Below are 19,102 nucleotides of genomic sequence, written 5' to 3' on the forward strand. Positions count from 1 at the left end.
ACCACCCGCGCCGTGGAGCCGGCCTCACCAGGAGTGATGCAGGGGTAGGCCGAGGAAGTCGGCGTACCCGGCCAGCGCCGTCTCGACCCGCGCCCGCAACGCGGCGTCGAACGGGACCAGCTCCCGCACGGTGACCGTGACCCGGCCACGGGCGATGGTGCGTTTCCAGGTGCCGACCACCCGACCCTCGCGCACGATGGTGGACTGGAAGACGCCGTTGCCGCCGGGGACCACGGCCTGCCGGTGCGCCGGGTCGAGCATCAGCGAGCGGTCCTTGAAGCCGAGCAGGTACTCGTCGAAGCCGGGCAGCGCCAGCACGTCGTCGCGCGGAGTGCGGGGCGCGTCCAGCAGGGCCGCGTCGAGCAGCGCCGGCACCCCGTCGACCTCCACCGTCGCGAGGTCGTCGCCGGCCACCGCGATGCCGCGCTTCGCGTCGGCCGCGGTCAGCCCCGTCCAGCCGGCGAAGTCCTGCCGGGTGGTCGGCCCGTGGGAGCGGAAGTAGCGCAGCGCCAGCAGGCCGAGCGCCTCGTCGCGCTCGGGGCGGCGCGGCGCGGGCGCCCACTCGTCGAGCAGGGCGAAGGTCTGCTCGGTGCCGACGTGCGGGGCGATACAGGTGACGCCGCGCTGGCTGGCGTACCAGAGCAGGTGGTAGCCGCGCTGCCCGGCGGTGTCGATGCCGGCGGCGGCCAGGGTGGCCAGGCACTCGGCGCGGGTGAGCCGCCCGCCGCCGGTCAGCGCGGCGCCCAGCACGTCGGCCGCCCGGTCGGCCTCGGCCTCGGTGAGGCCGAGCGCGGCCCGGCGGGTCGCCGCCCCGCTCAATGCCCGCACGCCGGTCACCGCCAACATCCAGTGGGCGTCGCCCGGGGGTACGAGGTGGACGGTGCCCCGCATCGGCCAGGTCCGCAACGCCTCCCGGCGCTCCAGCGCCGCCCGCACGTCCGCCACCGTCCAGCCGGGCAGCCGGCTGCCCAGCGACCACAGGCCGCTCGCCACGTCCTGGGCCTGCATCGCGCCGAACCACTCGACCACGCCCGCGACGTCCCGCGGGCCGCCGCGCGGGTGCTCCCGCAGCAGCAGGCTGGTCATCCGCAACGCCAACGCCTCGCCGCCGGTCAACCGCACGTCGTTGCCGCCTCTCGCCCGGGTAACGACGGACAGCCTAGGCGGCGGCACCGACATCGGCGGCAGCTGCCGCCGGGCGGGCGGGCCGTGGCCCACCCGCCCGACGTCCACGGTCGTCGACCGTGGCTGTCGCAGTCAGCGCCGGCGGCGCGCCGGCTCCGGCAGATCGGCGTCGACCCGCTCGCGGCGGACCTGGGCGTCGATCGGCTCCTCCTCGACCACCTCGTCCTTGCTGAGGCGGACCCGCTCGACCGGCACCTGCTCCTTGCTGACCACCGGCCGCTCGGCGCGCAGCTCGACCTCACGCTGGTCGTCGCGGATGTCGGGCCGCGCCTTGCCACGGTTGGCCGCGGTGATCGGCTCGTGCACCACCCGCGCCTCGTCGTGCTCGACCGGGACCGTGGTGTGCACGTTCTCGGTCACCACGTGCTTGCTCAGCCGGGCGGTGCCCGCCGGCTCGCTCTGCGTGCCGACCCGCAGCCGCTCCTCGGACCGGGTCAGCTCCGGCGCACCGGGCCGCCGCGCGGACGGCTGCTCCGTCTGCTGGAGCTGGTAGTGCCGGTACAGCTGGGCGAGCTGGTCCGCCCCCAACGGCGCGTCGGTGCCCGACTCGACGGCGGGCGCGCTGCGCACGGTCGCCTTGTCGTACGGCACCTGCAGGCGGTTCTCCGCGATGCCGGCCCCGGCCAGCGGCGCCATGGACTCGTGGTGGCCCATCACGCCGGTCTTGACGCTGACCCAGGTCGGCTCGCCGGCGGGGTCGGCCCAGATCTGGCCCACAACGCCGATCTTCGCGCCCGAGCGGTCCTGGACGTCCTGCCCGTACAGCGAACTGACCTGCTGTTCGGTGAGTCGCATCGTTCGTCCTTCCTCTCGTGGGTCAGGACCTGGCTACCCGACCCGCCGGGGGCACATTCGTCGACACGGCCGTGGATAGCAGCAGCGGCAGAACGTGGTGCCTCGGGGGACGCATAAGCGTCGGGACAACGGGGATGCGCCGTCCGGGACCATAGCGACGAATGCGAGGTATGACATGACCGCGTCCAGTGAGCCCGCCCGCGGCGCCGGCGCCGCTCCGATACGACAGACGAACGGCGGTGGCCGGGCCAAGACCAGCGCGGCCGCCACCTTCGGACTGGTGTTCGGGGTGGCGGCGTTCTTCAGCGTGCTGACCGCCATCCTCGCCTGGATCGGTCTGCTGCTCGGCATCATCGGGGTGATCCTGGCGATCGTCGGACTGAAGATGAGCCGCCGACCCGGGGTGACCGGGCGCGGGGTGGCCATCGGTGGGCTGGTGCTCAGCGCGTTGGCGGTGCTGCTCGGACTGGCACTCGTCGCCGGGATCAGCACCTTCGTCAACAACGAGGGCGCCGTGGACCGCCTCCAGCAGCAGGTCGATGACCTGCGCGACCGGCTCGACGACTGAATCGGCCACCGGCCACCGACCCGCTGGCGGAGCCCCCCGGCGGAAACGGGCCCTGATCGCGCTACGCCCGCCGCCTGGCGGGCGGAGCGCGATCCCCCGTCCAGGTCGTCGTGCGGTCGGCGGTGTCCCGGGAACCCATCGACGCCTGTGCGAATCAGGATCCCGTTCGCCGGGCCCGGCGGGCACCGGTCCGGTGGGAACTTGCGCAAATCTTGAGCCGGGCAGCGGCGGTCACCGCCCGGCGTCGCCGACCGAACCGCGCTCGGCGGCGACCAGGTCGCGGACGGCCGGCGCCACCTCGGCGGCGAACCGTCGCAGGTCGTCGGGGTCGTCGGTGCCGAGGATGAAGACACTGACGCCGTCGGTCAGGGCGAGGTGAGCCAGCTCCTCGGCCCACTGCTCCGCCGGGCCGTCCAGCGGGCCCCGACCGGCCGCCGCGAACCGGCCGGCGATGTTGAGCAGCCGACGGACGTCCCGGTGTGATCGGCCGGCCTCCTCGGCGGCGTCGTCGATGACCCGGTTGCCCGCGGTCAGGTCGCCCGGCTGGAGGTAGGCCAGCGACGGGAGCCAGCCGTCGGCCCGGCGGCCGGTGAGGGCGAGCATCCGTGGTTTGTAGGCGCCCAACCAGATCGGCACCGGGTGGGCGGGGGCCGGGCCCCGCTTGGCGCCGTGCACCCGGTGGAACTCGCCGTCGACGCGGACGCCGCCGCGCGCCTGGACGTCCCACAGCTGGTGGATGACGTCGATGGCCTCCTCCAGCGCCTGCACCCCCTGCGCGGGGGTCAACCGGCGGCCGCCCATCGCCTCGATCGCGTCCCAGAACGCCCCCGCGCCCAGGCCCAGCCGGACCCGGCCACCGCTGAGCAGGTCGAGGCTCGCCACGCTGCGGGCGAGGACCGCCGGCGGGCGCAGCGGCAGGTTGGTCACGTTCGCCGACAGGCCCACCGTGCTGGTCCGCGCGGCGACGTAGCTCAGCAGGGTCCAGGTGTCGAGGAGCTTCGGCTGGTACGGGTGGTCCTGGAAGGTGACCAGGTCCAGGCCGACCTGCTCGGCCAGGACGGCGAGGTCGACGGTCCCCGCCGGGTCGGTGCTCGCCGGTGTGGTGAACGACCCGAAGAGCAGCCCGTGACCGTAGTCGCTCATCTCCGCTCCGCCTCCGCATCCCACGGGTACGAGGCCCCGCGCGTCCCGACCGTCGTCCACGTCTCCTTCCCCGCACGGCGGCAGGCAGTCCATCGGAGCCAGGACGCTCCCGCCGAGCAGGGGGGCGCCCTCGATCCGTACGCCCGATTCGTCGATTTTGTCGTTTGGTCCGGTCCGCGGCGGGTAGTCGCGGGAGCTGATCCGAACCAAGGAGGGACGTGTCGATGGACGGCCAGGTCAAGGTAGCGGTGATCTACTACAGCGCGACCGGAATCACTTACCAGATGGCGCAGGCGGCCTGCGAGGCCGCCGGCGAGGCCGGCGCCGAAGTGCGCCTGCGCAAGGTACGCGAGCTGGCGCCGGCCGAGGCGATCCGCTCCAACTCGGGCTGGCAGGCCCACCACCTGGAGACCCAGGACGTCCCGGAAGCCCAGATCGACGACCTGGCCTGGGCCGACGTGATCGTCTTCGGCTCGCCCACCCGGTACGGAATGATCGCCGCGCAGCTCAAGCAGTTCATCGACACCACCGGCCCGCTCTGGGCGCAGGGGGCTCTGGCCGACAAGGTCTACAGCGCCTTCACCTCCACCGCGACCTCGCACGGCGGGCAGGAGTCCACCCTGCTGTCCCTGTTCACGGTCTTCTACCACTGGGGTGGCCTGGTGGTGGCCCCCGGCTACACCGACACCAGCCAGTTCATCGCGGGCAACCCATACGGCGCCTCGCACACCAGCAACAACGGCGAGATCGCCCCGGACCACGTGGCGTTGGGCGCCACCGCCCTGACCGTCAAGCGGGCGGTGCGGCTGGGTGCCGCCGTCAAGCGCGGCCTGGCCGCCGGGTGACGCACGAGCGACCGGTGGCCCGGGCGGGGGCTCTCGACCCGTCCGGTCCACCGGTCGTCGCCACCCCTACCCGCGATCGGCCGGACCATGCGCGGTCAGCGCCGGACGGGTCAGCAGGTGCCCGAGCAGATCCGCCAGCACCGCCAGGCCGTCGCGGCTGAGCACCGACTCCGGGTGGAACTGCACCCCGGCGAAGCCGGCGCCGCGCACCGCGTGCACCGCCTGGTCGGCCGGGTCCCGGGACAGCTCCACCGGCCCGTACCCGGTGCCGATCCGGTCGCTGTCGGCCAGGGCGGTGAAGGTGGAGTAGAAGCCCACCCGCCGTAGCGCGCCGAAGACCGGCACGTCGCGCTGCAACCCCTGGTAGGGCGCCTCCCGCCGGTGCAGCGGCAGCCCCAGCAGGCCGGCGAGCAGCTGGTGGCCGAGGCAGACCGCCAGCGTGGGCAGCCCGGCGGCCAGCCGGTCGGCCAGCAGCGCCCGCAGCGCCGCCATCTTCGGCTCGGTGACCGCACGCGGGTCGCCCGGCCCGGGGCCCACCACCACGAGGTCGTACCCGTCGAGCGGGGCGGGCCGATGCCACGGCCGGACGTCGACGGCGAGACCCAGCGCGCCGAGCTGGTGGGCGAGCATCCCGGTGAAGGTGTCCTCGCCGTCCACGATCAGCGCCCGCCGCCCGGCCAGCCCGGGCAGCGTGGTCGCCCCGGGCACCCGCTGGTCGAGCCAGAACCGGGCCAGCGGGGTGTTCCGCGCGGCGAGGACGGCGCGCACCTCGGGGTCGTCGGCGAGCGATCGTCCCGGATCGCGGCGCGCCGAGCCGGGCTGGTCGTCACGCACCGCCCGGGCGGCATCGGCGGTCGGCGCCTGCGGACCCAGCCCCAGCGCCGCGAGCACCCCGGCCGCCTTGGCGTGCGTCTCGGCGACCTCGCCGGCGGCGGTGGAGTGCCGCACCAGCGTCGCCCCGACCGGCACCCGCAGCTCGCCGGCGGGGGAGATCTCCGCCGTCCGGATCAGGATCGGCGCGTCCAGCGTCTGCCCGCCCTCGGCGTCGCGGCCCAGCAGGGCCAGCACCCCGGAGTAGTAGCGGCGCCCGGCGCGCTCGTGCCGGGCGATCACCCGGCAGGCGTTCTCCATCGGGCTGCCGGTCACCGTCGGGGCGAACATCGTCTCGCGCAGCACCTCCCGCACGTCCTTCGAGCCGCGCCCGGCGAGCAGGTACTCGGTGTGCGCGAGGTGCGCCATCTCCTTCAGGTACGGCCCGACCACCCGGCCGCCGTGCTCGGCGACGGTGGCCATCATCTTCAGCTCCTCGTCGAGGACCATGTACAGCTCCTCGACCTCCTTGGGGTCGCGCAGGAAGCGCAGCAGGGCGTCCCGGTCCGGGGCGGCGCCGGCGTGCCGGAAGGTGCCGCTGATCGGGTTCATCATCACCAGCCCGTCGTCGACGCTGACGTGCCGCTCCGGGCTCGCCCCGACCAGGATCCGGTTGCCGGTGTGCACCAGAAACGTCCAGTACGCGCCCCGCTCGCCGAGCAGCAGCCGGCGCAGCGCCGCCAGCCCGGCCCGCAGCGGCGAGCCCTGCACGGCCGCCCGCAGGGTGCGGTGGATGACGAAGTTGGCGCCCTCGCCGCGGCCGATCTCCTCGGCCAGCACCCGCTGCACCGTGTCCGCGTACTCGTCGTCGGCGATGTCGAAGGCGGCGCCCGTGGTGACCACCGGGGCCTCGGGGAGCGCGGCGAGCGCGTCGGCCAGGGCGATCCAGGCGTGCCCGGCTATCTCCAGGTACTCCAGCGGCGTGCCGTCGTCGACGCAGTCGAAGCCGCGCTCGGTGATCTGCCGGTACGGCACCAGGGCCAGCGTGCGCGGGCCGGGCGCCCCCTCCGGCAGCGGCAGGTCGGCGAGCCGCTCGGCGGCGCGGACCGTACCCGTGAACAGGTCGAGGTGCGCGGCACCCTCGCGGCGGACGAGCGCGAACGGGCCGGGGTCGGCGTCGGGCGCGAGGGCGGCGAGCAGGTCGTGCGGGCGGTTCATCGGTGTCTCCTCCGGGGGAGTCGGCGCCGCCCGTCGATGGCGGCCCGGGAGCCGGGGAGAGACCGGCGGCCGCCTCGTCGGGCGGCCGCGTGGGAAAGCTACGCGCGGAAGGTGGCCGCCGGGTCGGCGGGCCACCAGCAGGACAGGTGCGCGAGCATGCCGACCACCCTACGGGCTGCCCGCCGGGCGCGGAAGCCGTCCGGGGTATGCGGTCGCGCGCCGCCGGCGATCGAGGCGTGACCGGCCCGGTCGACGGGTACCGTGACCGGCGATGAACATTCTCGCTCTCGACCTCGGCACGTCCTCGGTACGCGGGCTCGTGCTCGACGCCGACGCGGCTCCGCGGCCGGGTGCGCTGGCGCGGCGCAAGGTGCACCTGAGCGTCGGCGACGACGGCTCGGGCACCCTCCACGCCGGGCAGTACCTGGCCTGCCTGGTCGAGTGCCTGGACGAGCTCGCCGCTGCCGGGCACCTGCGCGACGTGCAACTGGTCGCGGTCTCGGCGCAGTGGCACTCGGTGGTGCCGCTCGACCACGCGGGTGCGCCGCTCGGGCCGAGCCTCACCTGGCTGGACACCCGCCCCGCGCCGGCCCCCGGCGACGCGGGCCCGGTCGATCCGCAGGCGTACCACGAACGTACCGGCGGGTGGTGGCACCGCGGCTACTGGTCGGTCCGGCTGCCCTGGCTACGGGCGCAGTGCGGCAGCCGGGTCGCCCGGTTCGTCGGCCTGGCCGAGTACGTCCTGGGCGAGCTGCTCGACACCGCGCCGATGTCGGTCTCGTTGGCCTCCGGCACGGGGCTGCTCGACCTGCGCGCGCTGACCTGGGACGCCGAGGCCTGCGAGCTGGCCGGGATGCGCCCGGGCGAGCTGCCCGAGCTGGCGCCGATGCGGTGGCGCGGGAGACTACGCGCGGAGCACGCCCGCCGGTGGCCGCAGCTGGCCGGGGTGGCCTGGGCCGCCCCGATCGGTGACGGGGCCGCCTCCAACGTGGGTTCCGGTTGCGTGGGCGGGCGGCGCGCCGCGGTGACCGTGGGCACCTCCGCCGCGATCCGGCTGCTGCAGCGGCTGCCGGCCGGGGAGCAGCTCCCGCCGCTGCCGGACGAGCTCTGGCGCTACCGGGTGGACCACGAGTACGTGGTGACCGGCGCGGCCTACTCCTGCGGCGGCAACCTGTACACCTGGGCCAAGCGGGAGCTGCGGCTGCCCGAGGGCGCGGAGCTGGTGGCCGCGCTGGCCCGCGTACCGCCGGACGGTGGGCCGGTGGTGGTCGACCCCCGTCTCGGCGGCGACCGGCCACCCGGCCTCGCCCCGGCCGGTGCGGGCGAACTGCGGGGGATCAGTTTCGCCACCACCGGGGTGGAGATCCTGGCCGGACTGATGGCCGGCCTGTGCCGGATGGTCGCCGAAGACCTGGCCATGCTGGAGTCCACCGTCGAGAGGCCGACGGAGGTGGTGCTGGGTGGGGGAGCGATGGCGGCCTCCGTCTGGTGGCGCTCGGCGTTCGCCACGGCGCTGGCGCCCCGCCCGGTACGGCACCGCGAGGAGCCGGAGATCGGGGCGATCGGCGCGGCGCTGGTCGCGCTGGGCCGGGTGCCCGAGGCGGAGCGGCTGGCGATGACCGAGCCCATCGTCGAGGGACGCGCGCCGCAGCACTCCGGCGCCGCTTCCTGACCCAGCTGCGCCACGGCCCGTTGACACAGCTCGCGGGCCTGGTTGGATGGACCCCGCTCCCCGACGCGGGGGAGGCGGGGACCGAGGAGGCAGGTGTGGGCGCAGGTCCCGACCCGGGGCGGGGCGTACAACGGGGCCGGAGCCGGATGGAGGTCCAGGTCGTACCCCACCGGCGGCGTTCGCCGTTCCGGCTGCGGGACTGGCGGATGCGCACCAAGCTCGCCACCGTGCTGGTCATCCCGTCGGTGGCCTTCCTGGTGCTGGCCGGCGTGCAGACCGCGGCGCTGGTCGGGCAGACCACCGCGCTGAGCGACTTCGCCAGGCAGGTCGGCATCGGCCGGCAGATCACCACCGTGGTGGACCGGCTCCAGCAGGAGCGGGACCGGTCGGCGGGAGAGCTGGCCGCGCTGCGCCGGGCCGGGGGCGAGGCCGACCGGGACGCGGCGGTCACCGCGCTGCGGCCGTTGCAGGCGGCCACCGACCAGGCCGTCACCGAGCTGCGCGGGGCGGCGCAGCCGCTGGCCGACGCCGACGCGTCCTGGCGGGTGGCGTACGGCGAGGCGCTGGAGGCGTACGACCAGGTGGTCTACATCCGGGCGGCGGTGCCCCCGGCGGTGCTCAACAGCGACACCATCCTGAGCAACTACCACCGGGCCATCGAGGCGCTGCTCAACCTGCTGGCGGAGCCCTCGCCGGGGGAGCAGCAGCCCGCCCTCACCGACGCGGTGCTGCGCTACGTGCAGCTGGCCCGGGTCAAGGAGCTGTCGTCGCGGATCCGCGGGCAGCTCTACGCGGCCGCCCGGGCCGGCCGCTACGACCTGGACGACCAGGTGACCCTCACCGACCTGCGGGCCCAGCAGCTGGCCGCGCTCGGCGCGTTCCGCGTCGCGGCCACCAACGAGCAGATCCGGCTCTACGACCGGACCTCGGTCGATCCGGCGTTCGTCGCCGCGATGAAGCTGGAGGAGAAGAGCCTGCCCACCGGTGGCGCCCGCGCGGAGGTGCTGCCCGCGCCACAGTGGTGGGCCGCCAGCGAGCAGCGGCACGAACTGCTGCGCCGGCTGGAGGCGCAGGTGCTGGACGACGCGGTGAGCCGGGCCGGCCGGGTCAGTGGGGACCGGCTGCGCACCACCCTGCTGGTGGTCGGCGGCATCGTGGTGGTGCTCGGGCTCGCCGTGCTGCTCGCGTTGCTGATCGGCCGGTCCATCGCCAACTCGATGCAACGCCTGCGCGGCCAGGCTTTGCGGATCGCGCAGATCGAGCTGCCGGACGCGCTGGACCGGCTCCGTTCGGTGCAGGGCGGCGTACCCGCGATCGACGTGCCACCCCCGGTCGTCCGTTCCTCCGACGAGATCGGCGAGCTGGCCGAGGCGTTCGTCGCGGTGCACCGCAGTGCGGTCAGCGTCGCGGTGGAGCAGGCGGAGACGCGGCGCACGATCAACGCGATGTTCGTCAACCTGGCCCGCCGCAGCCAGGTGCTGGTGGAGCGGCAGCTGGAGCTGCTCGACGACCTGGAACGGGAGGAGGCCGACCCGGACCAGCTGGAGAATCTGTTCAAGCTGGACCATCTGGCCGCCCGGATGCGGCGTAACGACGAGAGCCTGCTGGTGCTGGCCGGCACGGAGTCCACCCGGCGGTGGAACCGGCCGGTCGGTCTTCCGGCGGTGCTGCTGGCCGCCAGCGCCGAGATCGAGCAGTACCAGCGGGTCCGCCGGGAGTCGGTGGCCGAGCTGCACGTGGTCGGGCACGCCGTCGGCGAGCTGGTGCACCTGCTGGCCGAGCTGCTGGAGAACGCCACCGCCTTCTCCCGGCCGGACACCGTGGTCCGGGTGAGCGGCCGGGCCGAGGGTGGCGGCGCGGTGGTGGAGATCGTCGACCAGGGGCTCGGCATGAGCCCGGCCGCTCTGGCGCAGGCCAACACCGTGCTGGCCTCCCCGCCGGCGGCCGACGTGGCCGCCTCGGAGCGGATGGGCCTGTTCGTGGTCAGCCACCTCGCGGCCCGGCACGGCGTGCGGGTACGCCTCAGCGGCGGCGCGCAGGGCCTGGTCGCCCGGATCGAACTGCCCGGCGCGCTGCTGGCCGCCGCGCCGTCGGCGGAGCTGGACGCGCCGGTCTCCCCGCGGATGCTGACCACGGCGGTCGCCGGCGTGACCGGGGCCGGCGGGCCGACCCGTCCGGCGCCGGCGGAGCTGCCGGTGGCCGGCCGTCGTCCCGCCCCGGCGCCGACGGTGCCGGCCCAGGGGCGGCCGGTGCCGGTCCGCGCCGAGGACGTGCTGGCGCCTGCCGCGGGCGCCCCGGCGGCCGGGGGCGGCTGGTGGTCCCGCAAGGGGCCGGCGTCCACCGCGCCCGTGTCGACCGGTGACGTGTCGACCGGTGACGTGACGCCCGCGCCGCCCGCGACGCCGGTCGTCGGGGGCACCAACGACCGGGGCCTGCCGGTGCGGGTGCCGATGGCCCAGCTCTCCGCCGTCACCGAGCAGGCCCGTCCGGGTGCGCCCGTCGCGCGGGAGGACCCGGACCCGGAGGCGGTCGGCGGCATGCTGTCGCGGCTGTACAGCGGGGTCCGCCGGGCGGAAGCCGAGGAGACCCGGGAGATAATCTTGCCGCCGGCGGGTGGGCACAGCGAAGGGGGACGACAGTGACGACGTTGAGCCAGGAGGCGCGGGACCTGAGCTGGCTGGTCAATGCTTTCGCGGAACGGGTGCCGGGGGTGGCCCACGCGGTGGTGGTCTCCTCCGACGGCCTGCTGGTGGCGATCTCGGAGCACCTGCCCCGGGACCACGCCGACAAGCTCGCGGCGGTGACGTCCGGCCTGATGAGCATCACCGCGGGGGCCGCGCAGATGTTCGACGGCGACGTGGTCAAGCAGACCGTGGTCGAGATGGGGCGCGGCTACTTCCTGGTGATGCAGATCCGCGACGGCTCCATCCTGGCCACGCTGGCCGGGGCGGACGCCGACATCGGCGTGGTGGGCTACGAGATGGCCCGGCTGGCCAAGCAGGCCGGTGAGATGCTCACCCCGGCCCTGCGCGCCGAGTTGCAGCAGGCGCTGCCGCGCTGACGACGGCCGCCCGGCCCGCACCGGCGGGTCGGGCCGGCCCCACGCCGCCGGGCCCGTCCGTCCGGCCGGTCGGGTCGACCCGCCGGACCGCCCCCACGCGGTCCGGCGCGCCGGCTTCCGCCGGCGGGTGGCTCAGAGTCCGTTGTCGCTGATCACCTGTCGGTACCAGTGGGCGCTGCGCTTGGGGATGCGGCGCTGGGTGGCGTAGTCCACGTAGACCAGTCCCCAGCGCTGGTCGTAGCCTTCGGCCCACTCGAAGTTGTCCAGCAGCGACCAGACGTGGTAGCTCTCCAGCGGTACGCCGTCGGCGATCGCCCGGTGCGCGGCGGCGAAGTGGTCCCGCAGGAAGGCGATCCGGCCGGCGTCGTCGACCGTGCCGTCGGCGCCCAGGACGTCCGGGCAGGGCAGGCCGTTCTCGGTGACGGTGATCGGGACGGGGCCGTAGTCGCGGGTGACCCGGGTCAGGATGTCGTACATCCCGTCGGGGTGGATCTGCTGCCACTCCGCCTCGGAGGTGGCCCAGCGCTGCACGGTGCCGCCGTCGGCGGTGACGTAGATCGGTGTGTAGTACTGCACGGCCAGCAGGTCGACCGGGCTGGAGATGATCTCCAGGTCGCCGTCGGCGATGCCCCGCACCATCCGGCTGCCCTCGCCCAGGTCCGCCAGCACGTCGGCCGGGTACGCGCCGGTGAGCACGGAGTCCAGGTAGAGCCGGTTCTCGTACCCGTCGTAGAGCCGGGTGGCCGCCGCGGCGGCCGGGGTGTCGTCGGCCGGGTAGCACGGGTGCAGGTTGAACGCCGGCCCGATCCGCGCGGCGGAGCCGGTGGCGCGCAGGGCGCGTACCGCCAGGCCGTGCGCGAGCTGCAGGTGGTGGGCGACCAGGTAGGCGGCCTCCGGGTCCTGCCGGCCGGGGGCGTGGTGCCCGCCGAGGTAGCCGTTCTGCACCACGGTCTTCGGCTCGTTGACGGTCAGCCAGACCGGCACCTGGTCACCGAGTCCCCGGAACACCGCGTCGGCGTAGTCGGCGAAGCGGTACGCGGTGTCCCGGTTCTCCCAGCCGCCGGCGTCCTGCAGCGACTGGGGAAGGTCCCAGTGGAAGAGGGTGACCATGGGGGCGATGCCGCGCTCGTGCAGGCCGTCGACGAGGCGGCGGTAGAAGTCGAGGCCGCGCTGGTTGGGCCGGCCGGTGCCGTCGGCCTGGATGCGGGGCCAGGAGATCGAGAACCGGTAGCTGCGCAGGCCGAGGTCGCGCATCAGGTCCAGGTCCTCGGCCCACCGGTGGTAGTGGTCGGCGGCCACGTCGCCCGTGTCGCCGTTGCGGGTGCGCCCCGGCGTACGGCTGAAGGTGTCCCAGATCGACTCGCCCCGCCCGTCCTCCTTGGCGGCGCCCTCGATCTGGTACGCCGAGGTGGCCGCGCCCCAGCCGAAGTCACGCGGGAAGCGCAGGCTGCCCGCGCCGGGGTTGGCGGCCGGGTCCCCGCCCGGCTGGGTGTCAGAGCCGGCCGTCACGGCGGCGGTCGCGCCGGCCACGGCCGCCCCCGCCGGGGTGTGCCCGGCGCCGGCGGTGGTGGAGAGCGCGGCGCGGTGCAGCAGTCGCCGTCGGGTCAGTGTCGACATGGGCATTTCTCCTCAGGGTGCGGGCCACCCCGACGGCCGGGAGCGCTCCCAGCACCGGCATGCGGCGTTCCGGCCGCCTCGGGGGGCGGACCGCCAGCCTAGAGGGCCGCGCGGAGGCGGCCGGGATGGGGGAAGTGAGATGTGGCGGGCGCCGTCGGGCCGCCGAGGCGCGCCGGGCGGGGCGCAGATAGCGAGCGAGGCCGGCCGGGCGGCGTACGCGCCTGTCCCGTCGGCCTCTTTTCCCGTCGACTACGGGGGTTTAGTGTGGGGACGGGGGAGGGCAACCCCCGTCCCCACCTCTGGTGCACACACGCACGAGTCGAATTGGCGTCCGCCGTGCGTGTCGCGCGGGAGCCGGGCCACGCGAGTGGCTCTGGTTCCACCTCCCTCCGTCACTGGCGGGTGTCGGCTGGCGACGGCGTCCGGGCTGGCCCGTCGTCAGCCCTGGGCTGCGCACCGCGGCCGGGCGACCACGGTCGACGAAACAATTGCATCTCCGTCGATGGAAGCGCTCCCATCGGCGATGCAGCGACTGTAACGCCCGTCACGGGTTTGTGAAAGCCCCTAACCGAGATCGAAACATGGATAGGTCTCGCCGCCTGGGCTGTTGTTGTGGGAGCGCTTCCATGGCAGACTGTCGAATCGACGCAGCGGAGCCAGCTCGCGTGAGCGTGGGTCGCCGAGGGCATCCGGATCTCCGGACGGCACCCGAGGAACCGCGCCGGTGCCGCCACGGCGGCAGACCGGCGAAGTTCCGCACCGACCACCTTCCCGGGCGCCTCCGTCCCCCCGCGGTCCCTGCTCGCGTGGAGGCGCCTCGCCGGTGGCCCCTGCGGCCCCGGCCCTCCTCCGAGGAGACACCGCGCACATGAGACTCTGGGCAAGACGTCGCCGGACGGCGATGCTCGCCGCCGCCGCGCTGGCCATCGGCGGGGTGACCCTGCCGGCCGGTGCCGCGCAGGCCGCCCCCGCCTGCGACGTGGTCTACGCGACCAATGACTGGAACACCGGCTTCACCGCCAACGTCACCGTCACCGTCAAGAACCTGGGCGACGCGCTCAACGGCTGGACGCTCAAGTTCTCCTTCCCCGACAGCTCCCAGCGCGTCACCCAGGGCTGGTCGGCGAAGTGGAGCCAGGCCGGCAGCGAGGTCACCGCGACCAACGAGTCGTGGAACGGCAGCCTCGGCACCGGCGCCTCGACCACCATCGGGTTCAACGGCGCCCACTCCGGCAGCAACCCGAAGCCCACCGCCTTCACCCTGAACGGGGTCGCCTGCAACGGCACCCCGGCCAACCAGCCGCCAACTGTGTCGCTGGGGCTGCCGACCGGCCCGTTCGAGGCGCCGGCCGACGTGCCGCTGACCGCCACCGCCGCCGACCCGGACGGGACGATCGCCAAGGTCGAGTTCTACCGCAACGGCCTGCTCGTCAACACCGACACCACTGCCCCGTACGGCTACACCCTCGAGGACCTGCCGGCCGGCAGCTACACCGTGCAGGCCAAGGCGTACGACAACGCCAACGGCATCGCGGTGGCGGAGAAGGCGTTCACCGTCAACCCGGCCTCCGGGCCGGTGCTGGTGGCCACCCCGTCGGCGGTCAGCGTGACCGAGGGCGGCACCGGCACGGTGAACCTGAAGCTCAGCGCCGCGCCCACCGCCAACGTGCCGGTGACCCTCACCCGCACCGGCGACGCCGACGTCACCGTGACGCCGGCGACCGTGACGCTCACCCCGGCCAACTGGAACACCGGTATGACGGCCACCGTCGCCGCGGCCGAGGACGCGGACACCCTGGGCGGCACCGCCACGATCACCGCCTCGGCCACCGGCTTCGCGCCGCTGGCCGTCACCGTCACCGAGATCGACAACGACACCCCGGGCGGGGACAACGCCTACATCAAGCGGTTCCTCGACCAGTACGGCAAGATCAAGAACTCCGGGTACTTCAGCCCGGAGGGGGTGCCGTACCACTCGGTCGAGACGCTGATCGTCGAGGCGCCCGACCACGGCCACGAGACCACCTCGGAGGCGTTCAGCTTCTGGCTCTGGCTGGAGGCGCAGTACGGCCGGGTCACCCAGAACTGGGCCCCGTTCAACAACGCCTGGACGGTGATGGAAAAATACATAATTCCGAATCATTCCGACCAGCCCAGCGCCGGCGCTGCGGGAACGCCGCAGTACGCGGCCGAGCACAACCTGCCCAGCCAGTACCCGTCGCAGCTGCAGCCCTCCGTCCCGGTCGGCCAGGACCCGCTGCGCGGCGAACTGCAGAGCACCTACGGCACCGGCGACATCTACGGCATGCACTGGCTGCTGGACGTCGACAACACCTACGGCTTCGGCCGCTGCGGTGACGGCACCACGCGGCCGGCGTACATCAACACCTTCCAGCGGGGCACCCAGGAGTCGGTCTGGGAGACCGTGCCGCAGCCGTCCTGCGACACCTTCAAGCACGGCGGCCAGTACGGCTACCTCGACCTGTTCATCAAGGAGGGCAGCGCCCCCGCCAAGCAGTGGAAGTACACCAACGCCCCGGACGCCGACGCCCGCGCCGTGCAGGCCGCGTACTGGGCGCTGACCTGGGCCAAGGCGCAGGGCAAGGAGGCCGACGTCGCGGCCACCGTGGCCAAGGCCGCCAAGATGGGCGACTACCTGCGCTACGCGATGTTCGACAAGTACTTCAAGAAGATCGGCAACTGCGTCGGGGCCACCACCTGCCCGGCCGGCACGGGCAAGGACTCCGCGCACTACCTGATGTCCTGGTACTACGCCTGGGGCGGCGCGTACGAGCCGAACCAGAACTGGTCCTGGCGGATCGGCTCCAGCCACAACCACTTCGGCTACCAGAACCCGTTCGCGGCCTGGGCGCTGACCAACGTGGCCGAGCTCAAGCCGAAGTCGCCGACGGCCGTCACCGACTGGCAGAAGAGCCTCGACCGGCAGCTGGAGTTCTACACCTGGCTGCAGTCCGCCGAGGGCGGCATCGCCGGCGGCGCCACCAACAGCTGGGACGGCAGCTACGCCCAGCCGCCGGCCGGCACCGCCACCTTCTACGGCATGTTCTACGACGTCGACCCGGTCTACAACGACCCACCGTCGAACCAGTGGTTCGGCATGCAGGCCTGGTCGATGCAGCGGATCGCCGAGCTGTACCTGGAGACCGGCAACGCGAAGGCCAAGGCGCTGCTGGACAAGTGGGTGCCGTGGGCCATCGCCAACACCACGCTGGGCGCCAACTGGTCGATCCCGTCGGACATGAAGTGGACCGGCCAGCCGAACAACTGGAACCCGGCCAGCCCGCAGCCGAACACCAACCTGCACGTCGAGGTCACGGTGAAGGGCCAGGACGTCGGCGTCGCCGCCGCCTACGCCCGGACCCTGATCGCGTACGCGGCCAGGTCGGGCAACGTGTCGGCCAAGAACACCGCCAAGGGGCTGCTGGACGCCCTGCACGCGGCCAGCGATGCCAAGGGCGTCTCCACCACCGAGAAGCGTGGCGACTACCGGCGCTTCGACGACGTATACAACGCTGCCGACGGACAGGGCCTCTACGTCCCGCCGGGCTGGACCGGCAAGATGCCCAACGGCGACACCATCGCCGCCGGCAAGAGCTTCCTGGACATCCGGTCGTTCTACAAGAACGACCCCGACTGGCCCAAGGTGCAGGCCTACCTCAACGGCGGCGCCGAGCCCGCGTTCAACTACCACCGGTTCTGGGCCCAGGCCGACGTCGCCATGGCCTACGCCGACTACGGCAACCTGTTCCCGAACGGGTGAGCTGACCCTCCCGGGGGGTGGCGCGGCGCCACCCACCCGGGGGCCGACCGGGCCCGGGGGAGCGGACCGCCCGGTCGGCGGGCGGCCCGACTCCCACGGTCGGGCCGGGGGTGGGCCGGCCGTCCGGTCGGCGCAGCGGATCGCAGGCCCACCCCACCGCCCGCTTCCCGTCCCGCCGTGGAAAAGCCGCGAAAAAAGAGGGCGTCGTGGGATCACACGACGCCGTGCGACGGAGTACCGTGTTTCTCGGAGAGGCCGCTCCCCCCGTGGCGGCCTCTCCTTTAATTTTCCCCGGGTCAGCGCCCGTCCGGGGTCACCGGGTGCCGCAGCCCCGGATGACCGGCCGGCAGCGACCGCCGGATCACCACCCAGCTCACCGTGAGCGCCGCCGCCACCAGCGGCCAGGTCAGCGCCGCCCGGGCCACCGTCAGCGCGACCACCTGACCACCGAGGTAGAGCGGCAGGAACACCGCCACCCGCAGCGCGTACGTCGCCGCCCAGACCCAGCTGCCCCGCGAGTAGGCCCGCAGCAGCGCCCGGTCCCGCCGCCACCGGCCCCGCTGCCGCAACGCCACCCCGACCAGCACCCCGAGCAGCGGCCGGCGCACCACGATGCTGACCACCCAGACCAGCGCGCTGGCGGCGTTGGAGAAGAGCTGCACCAGGAAGAAGTCGGCCGCCCGTCCGGTGTAGAGCGCGATCAACGCGGCGACGCAGACGGCGAGCAGCCCGACCAGCACCGACCTGGGCCGGTCGCCCCGGTGCAGCCGCCATCCGGCCACCGCCGTGCCCACCAGCACGGCCGCCGCCACCCCGCCGGCGATGGACCGCCCGGTCAGCAGCCAGCCGAGGGTGAACGCCACCGGCGGCAGGGTCGCGTCCACCGCGCCGCGCCGCCCGCCCAGCAGGTCCGCCAGCGACTCCTGCCGCTCCGCGACCGCCGGCTGTCGTTCCGCCGTACCGCCCACCGTCACCTCCCGTGGTCCGGCCCCAACCTAACCGGGGCGCACCGGTGGCCCGCCGCGCGACCTCCCGGGCGTGCCGTTACGGTGTGCGGGTGCGAGCGACGGCAAGGGGTTGGACCGCGGTCTGGTTGGTCGTACTGGCGTTGGCCCAGGCGGCCGCTCTGGTCGTGGTGTGGCGCTTCGCCGTGCACACCGGGACGGGCCAGTGGCTCGACACGGTCGCGTTGACCGGCAACCGGATCGGCCAGGACCGCATCGACGGGCCGGTCGACCGGATCCTCAACGCGATGTCGGTGGTGTCGCTGCTCGCCGCCACGGCCGTGATCGGCTTCATCGCGCTGATCCGCGGGCGCAAGGGGCTCGCCGTCGCGGCCACCCTGCTGATCGCCGGCGCCAACGTCACCACGCAACTGCTCAAGTACGTCCTCGACCGGCCGGCGCTGGGCATCGACCCCGAACGCGACGCTGTCGGCAACAGCCTGCCCAGCGGGCACAGCACCATCGCCGCGTCGGTGGCGTTGGCGCTGGTCCTGGTGCTGCCGCCGAAGGTGCGCCCGCTCGGGGCGTTCCTCGGCGTCGCGTACGCGGCCAGCGCCGGCGTGGCCACCCTCTCCGCCGGGTGGCACCGGCCCAGCGACGCGGTGGCGGCGTTCCTGGTGGTCGGGGTCTGGGCGGCGCTGGCCGGGCTGCTCCTGCTGGTCTTCCAGCGCGAACAGGCGCAGGTCTCCGCCGAGGACGCGCACCGGGTCGCCACCGCCGTGCTCGGGCTGGGCGGCCTGGCGGCCGTCGTCGCCAGCGGGCTGGCCCTGTCCTGGCTGCTCGACCAGCAGCAGGTGCCGGTCGACGAGCTGAGCCGCCGTCCGCTCTTCATCGGGTACGCGGGCAGCGCCGCCGGCATCGCCGGCACCATGGGCGTGGTGGCCGCGCTGGTGCTGCTGCCGGTGCACCGCCTGGTGCCCCGCTACAAGGGCTGATCAGCGCCGGTACGTCCCGACCATGGTGCCGCTGGCCAGTTCCCGGCCGGCCAGCGCCGCGTGCACGTCCGCGGCCTGCGGGGCGCCGGCCAGGTCCAGTGGACGGTCGAGGGCGTACAGCCGGAAGAAGTAGCGGTGCGCCTCGTCGCCCTGCGGCGGGTGCGGCCCGCCCCACCCGGTGGTGCCGAAGTCGTTGGGCCACTCCTGGCCGCCTTCGGGCACCGTGCCCTCGGCGACCCCGCCGGAGGTCGGGGAGATCCCGGTGACCAGCCAGTGCAGGAACGGGCTCCGCCCGGCGTCCGGGTCCTCGACCAGCAGCAGCAGTTCGGTCGCCGACTCCGGTACGTCGGACCACTGCAACGGTGGTGACGCGTTCCCGCCGTCGCGGGAGAACCGCCCCGGCAACTGGTCGTGGTCGTTGAACGCGGTGCTGCGCAGCATGATCCCGGCCATCTGTCGCCCGCCCCC

Annotated in this window: 14 protein-coding genes; 7 read left to right on the forward strand and 7 right to left on the reverse strand. The window is 74.1% G+C overall.

The window, feature by feature from the left end:
* Positions 1-24 precede the first annotated feature (24 nt).
* Positions 25-1,086, reverse strand: a complete 1,062-nt coding sequence (locus V6U88_RS18865) for a winged helix DNA-binding domain-containing protein (RefSeq protein WP_334454997.1) — start codon at positions 1,084-1,086, stop codon at positions 25-27.
* Between the two features lie 171 nt (positions 1,087-1,257).
* Complete coding sequence (locus tag V6U88_RS18870) at positions 1,258-1,980, reverse strand: PRC and DUF2382 domain-containing protein (RefSeq protein WP_334454750.1); 723 nt, start codon at positions 1,978-1,980, stop codon at positions 1,258-1,260.
* Between the two features lie 175 nt (positions 1,981-2,155).
* Here V6U88_RS18870 and V6U88_RS18875 point away from each other — a divergent pair, with 175 nt between their 5' ends.
* Entirely contained in the window at positions 2,156-2,548 is a 393-nt protein-coding gene (locus V6U88_RS18875) for a hypothetical protein (protein WP_334454752.1), read from the forward strand.
* A gap of 231 nt (positions 2,549-2,779) precedes the next feature.
* Here V6U88_RS18875 and V6U88_RS18880 read toward each other — a convergent pair whose 3' ends face one another.
* A complete protein-coding gene (locus tag V6U88_RS18880) occupies positions 2,780-3,691 on the reverse strand; it encodes an LLM class flavin-dependent oxidoreductase (protein ID WP_334454753.1) in 912 nt (303 codons plus the stop codon).
* A 224-nt stretch (positions 3,692-3,915) separates the two neighbouring features.
* Here V6U88_RS18880 and wrbA point away from each other — a divergent pair, with 224 nt between their 5' ends.
* A complete protein-coding gene (wrbA, locus tag V6U88_RS18885; protein ID WP_334454755.1) occupies positions 3,916-4,536 on the forward strand; it encodes an NAD(P)H:quinone oxidoreductase in 621 nt (206 codons plus the stop codon).
* Between the two features lie 66 nt (positions 4,537-4,602).
* Here wrbA and V6U88_RS18890 read toward each other — a convergent pair whose 3' ends face one another.
* Positions 4,603-6,564 (reverse strand): anthranilate synthase family protein, encoded by a 1,962-nt coding sequence (locus tag V6U88_RS18890; protein ID WP_334454757.1) that lies wholly within the window; start codon positions 6,562-6,564, stop codon positions 4,603-4,605.
* Between the two features lie 271 nt (positions 6,565-6,835).
* Here V6U88_RS18890 and V6U88_RS18895 point away from each other — a divergent pair, with 271 nt between their 5' ends.
* The 3 genes from V6U88_RS18895 to V6U88_RS18905 all read left to right on the forward strand — a co-directional run bounded on the left by V6U88_RS18895 (position 6,836) and on the right by V6U88_RS18905 (position 11,297).
* On the forward strand, positions 6,836-8,236 hold the full coding sequence (locus V6U88_RS18895) for an FGGY family carbohydrate kinase (RefSeq protein ID WP_334454759.1): 1,401 nt from the start codon (positions 6,836-6,838) through the stop codon (positions 8,234-8,236).
* Positions 8,237-8,331: 95 nt separating this feature from the next.
* Positions 8,332-10,878: a sensor histidine kinase gene (locus tag V6U88_RS18900; protein ID WP_334454761.1), complete on the forward strand. Its 2,547-nt coding sequence runs from the start codon at positions 8,332-8,334 to the stop codon at positions 10,876-10,878.
* A complete protein-coding gene (locus V6U88_RS18905; RefSeq protein ID WP_442934656.1) occupies positions 10,875-11,297 on the forward strand; it encodes a roadblock/LC7 domain-containing protein in 423 nt (140 codons plus the stop codon). Before V6U88_RS18900 ends, V6U88_RS18905 begins: the two co-directional genes overlap by 4 nt.
* A gap of 132 nt (positions 11,298-11,429) precedes the next feature.
* On the opposite strand, the gene V6U88_RS18910 is transcribed toward V6U88_RS18905, so the two are convergent.
* Positions 11,430-12,914, reverse strand: a complete 1,485-nt coding sequence (locus V6U88_RS18910) for a GH1 family beta-glucosidase (protein ID WP_334454763.1) — start codon at positions 12,912-12,914, stop codon at positions 11,430-11,432.
* A gap of 868 nt (positions 12,915-13,782) precedes the next feature.
* On the opposite strand from V6U88_RS18910, the gene V6U88_RS18915 reads away from it, so the two are divergent.
* Entirely contained in the window at positions 13,783-16,695 is a 2,913-nt protein-coding gene (locus tag V6U88_RS18915; protein WP_334454766.1) for a glycoside hydrolase family 48 protein, read from the forward strand.
* Positions 16,696-16,991: 296 nt separating this feature from the next.
* On the opposite strand, the gene V6U88_RS18920 is transcribed toward V6U88_RS18915, so the two are convergent.
* Positions 16,992-17,663, reverse strand: coding sequence for a DUF3159 domain-containing protein (locus V6U88_RS18920; protein WP_334454768.1), 672 nt, complete (start codon positions 17,661-17,663; stop codon positions 16,992-16,994).
* A gap of 83 nt (positions 17,664-17,746) precedes the next feature.
* Here V6U88_RS18920 and V6U88_RS18925 point away from each other — a divergent pair, with 83 nt between their 5' ends.
* Entirely contained in the window at positions 17,747-18,634 is an 888-nt protein-coding gene (locus V6U88_RS18925; protein WP_334454770.1) for a phosphatase PAP2 family protein, read from the forward strand.
* On the opposite strand, the gene V6U88_RS18930 is transcribed toward V6U88_RS18925, so the two are convergent.
* On the reverse strand, positions 18,635-19,087 hold the full coding sequence (locus tag V6U88_RS18930; RefSeq protein WP_334454772.1) for a YbhB/YbcL family Raf kinase inhibitor-like protein: 453 nt from the start codon (positions 19,085-19,087) through the stop codon (positions 18,635-18,637).
* Positions 19,088-19,102: the final 15 nt, after the last annotated feature.

The organism is Micromonospora sp. CPCC 205739 (assembly GCF_036906795.1).
Taxonomy (GTDB): Bacteria; Actinomycetota; Actinomycetes; order Mycobacteriales; family Micromonosporaceae; genus Micromonospora.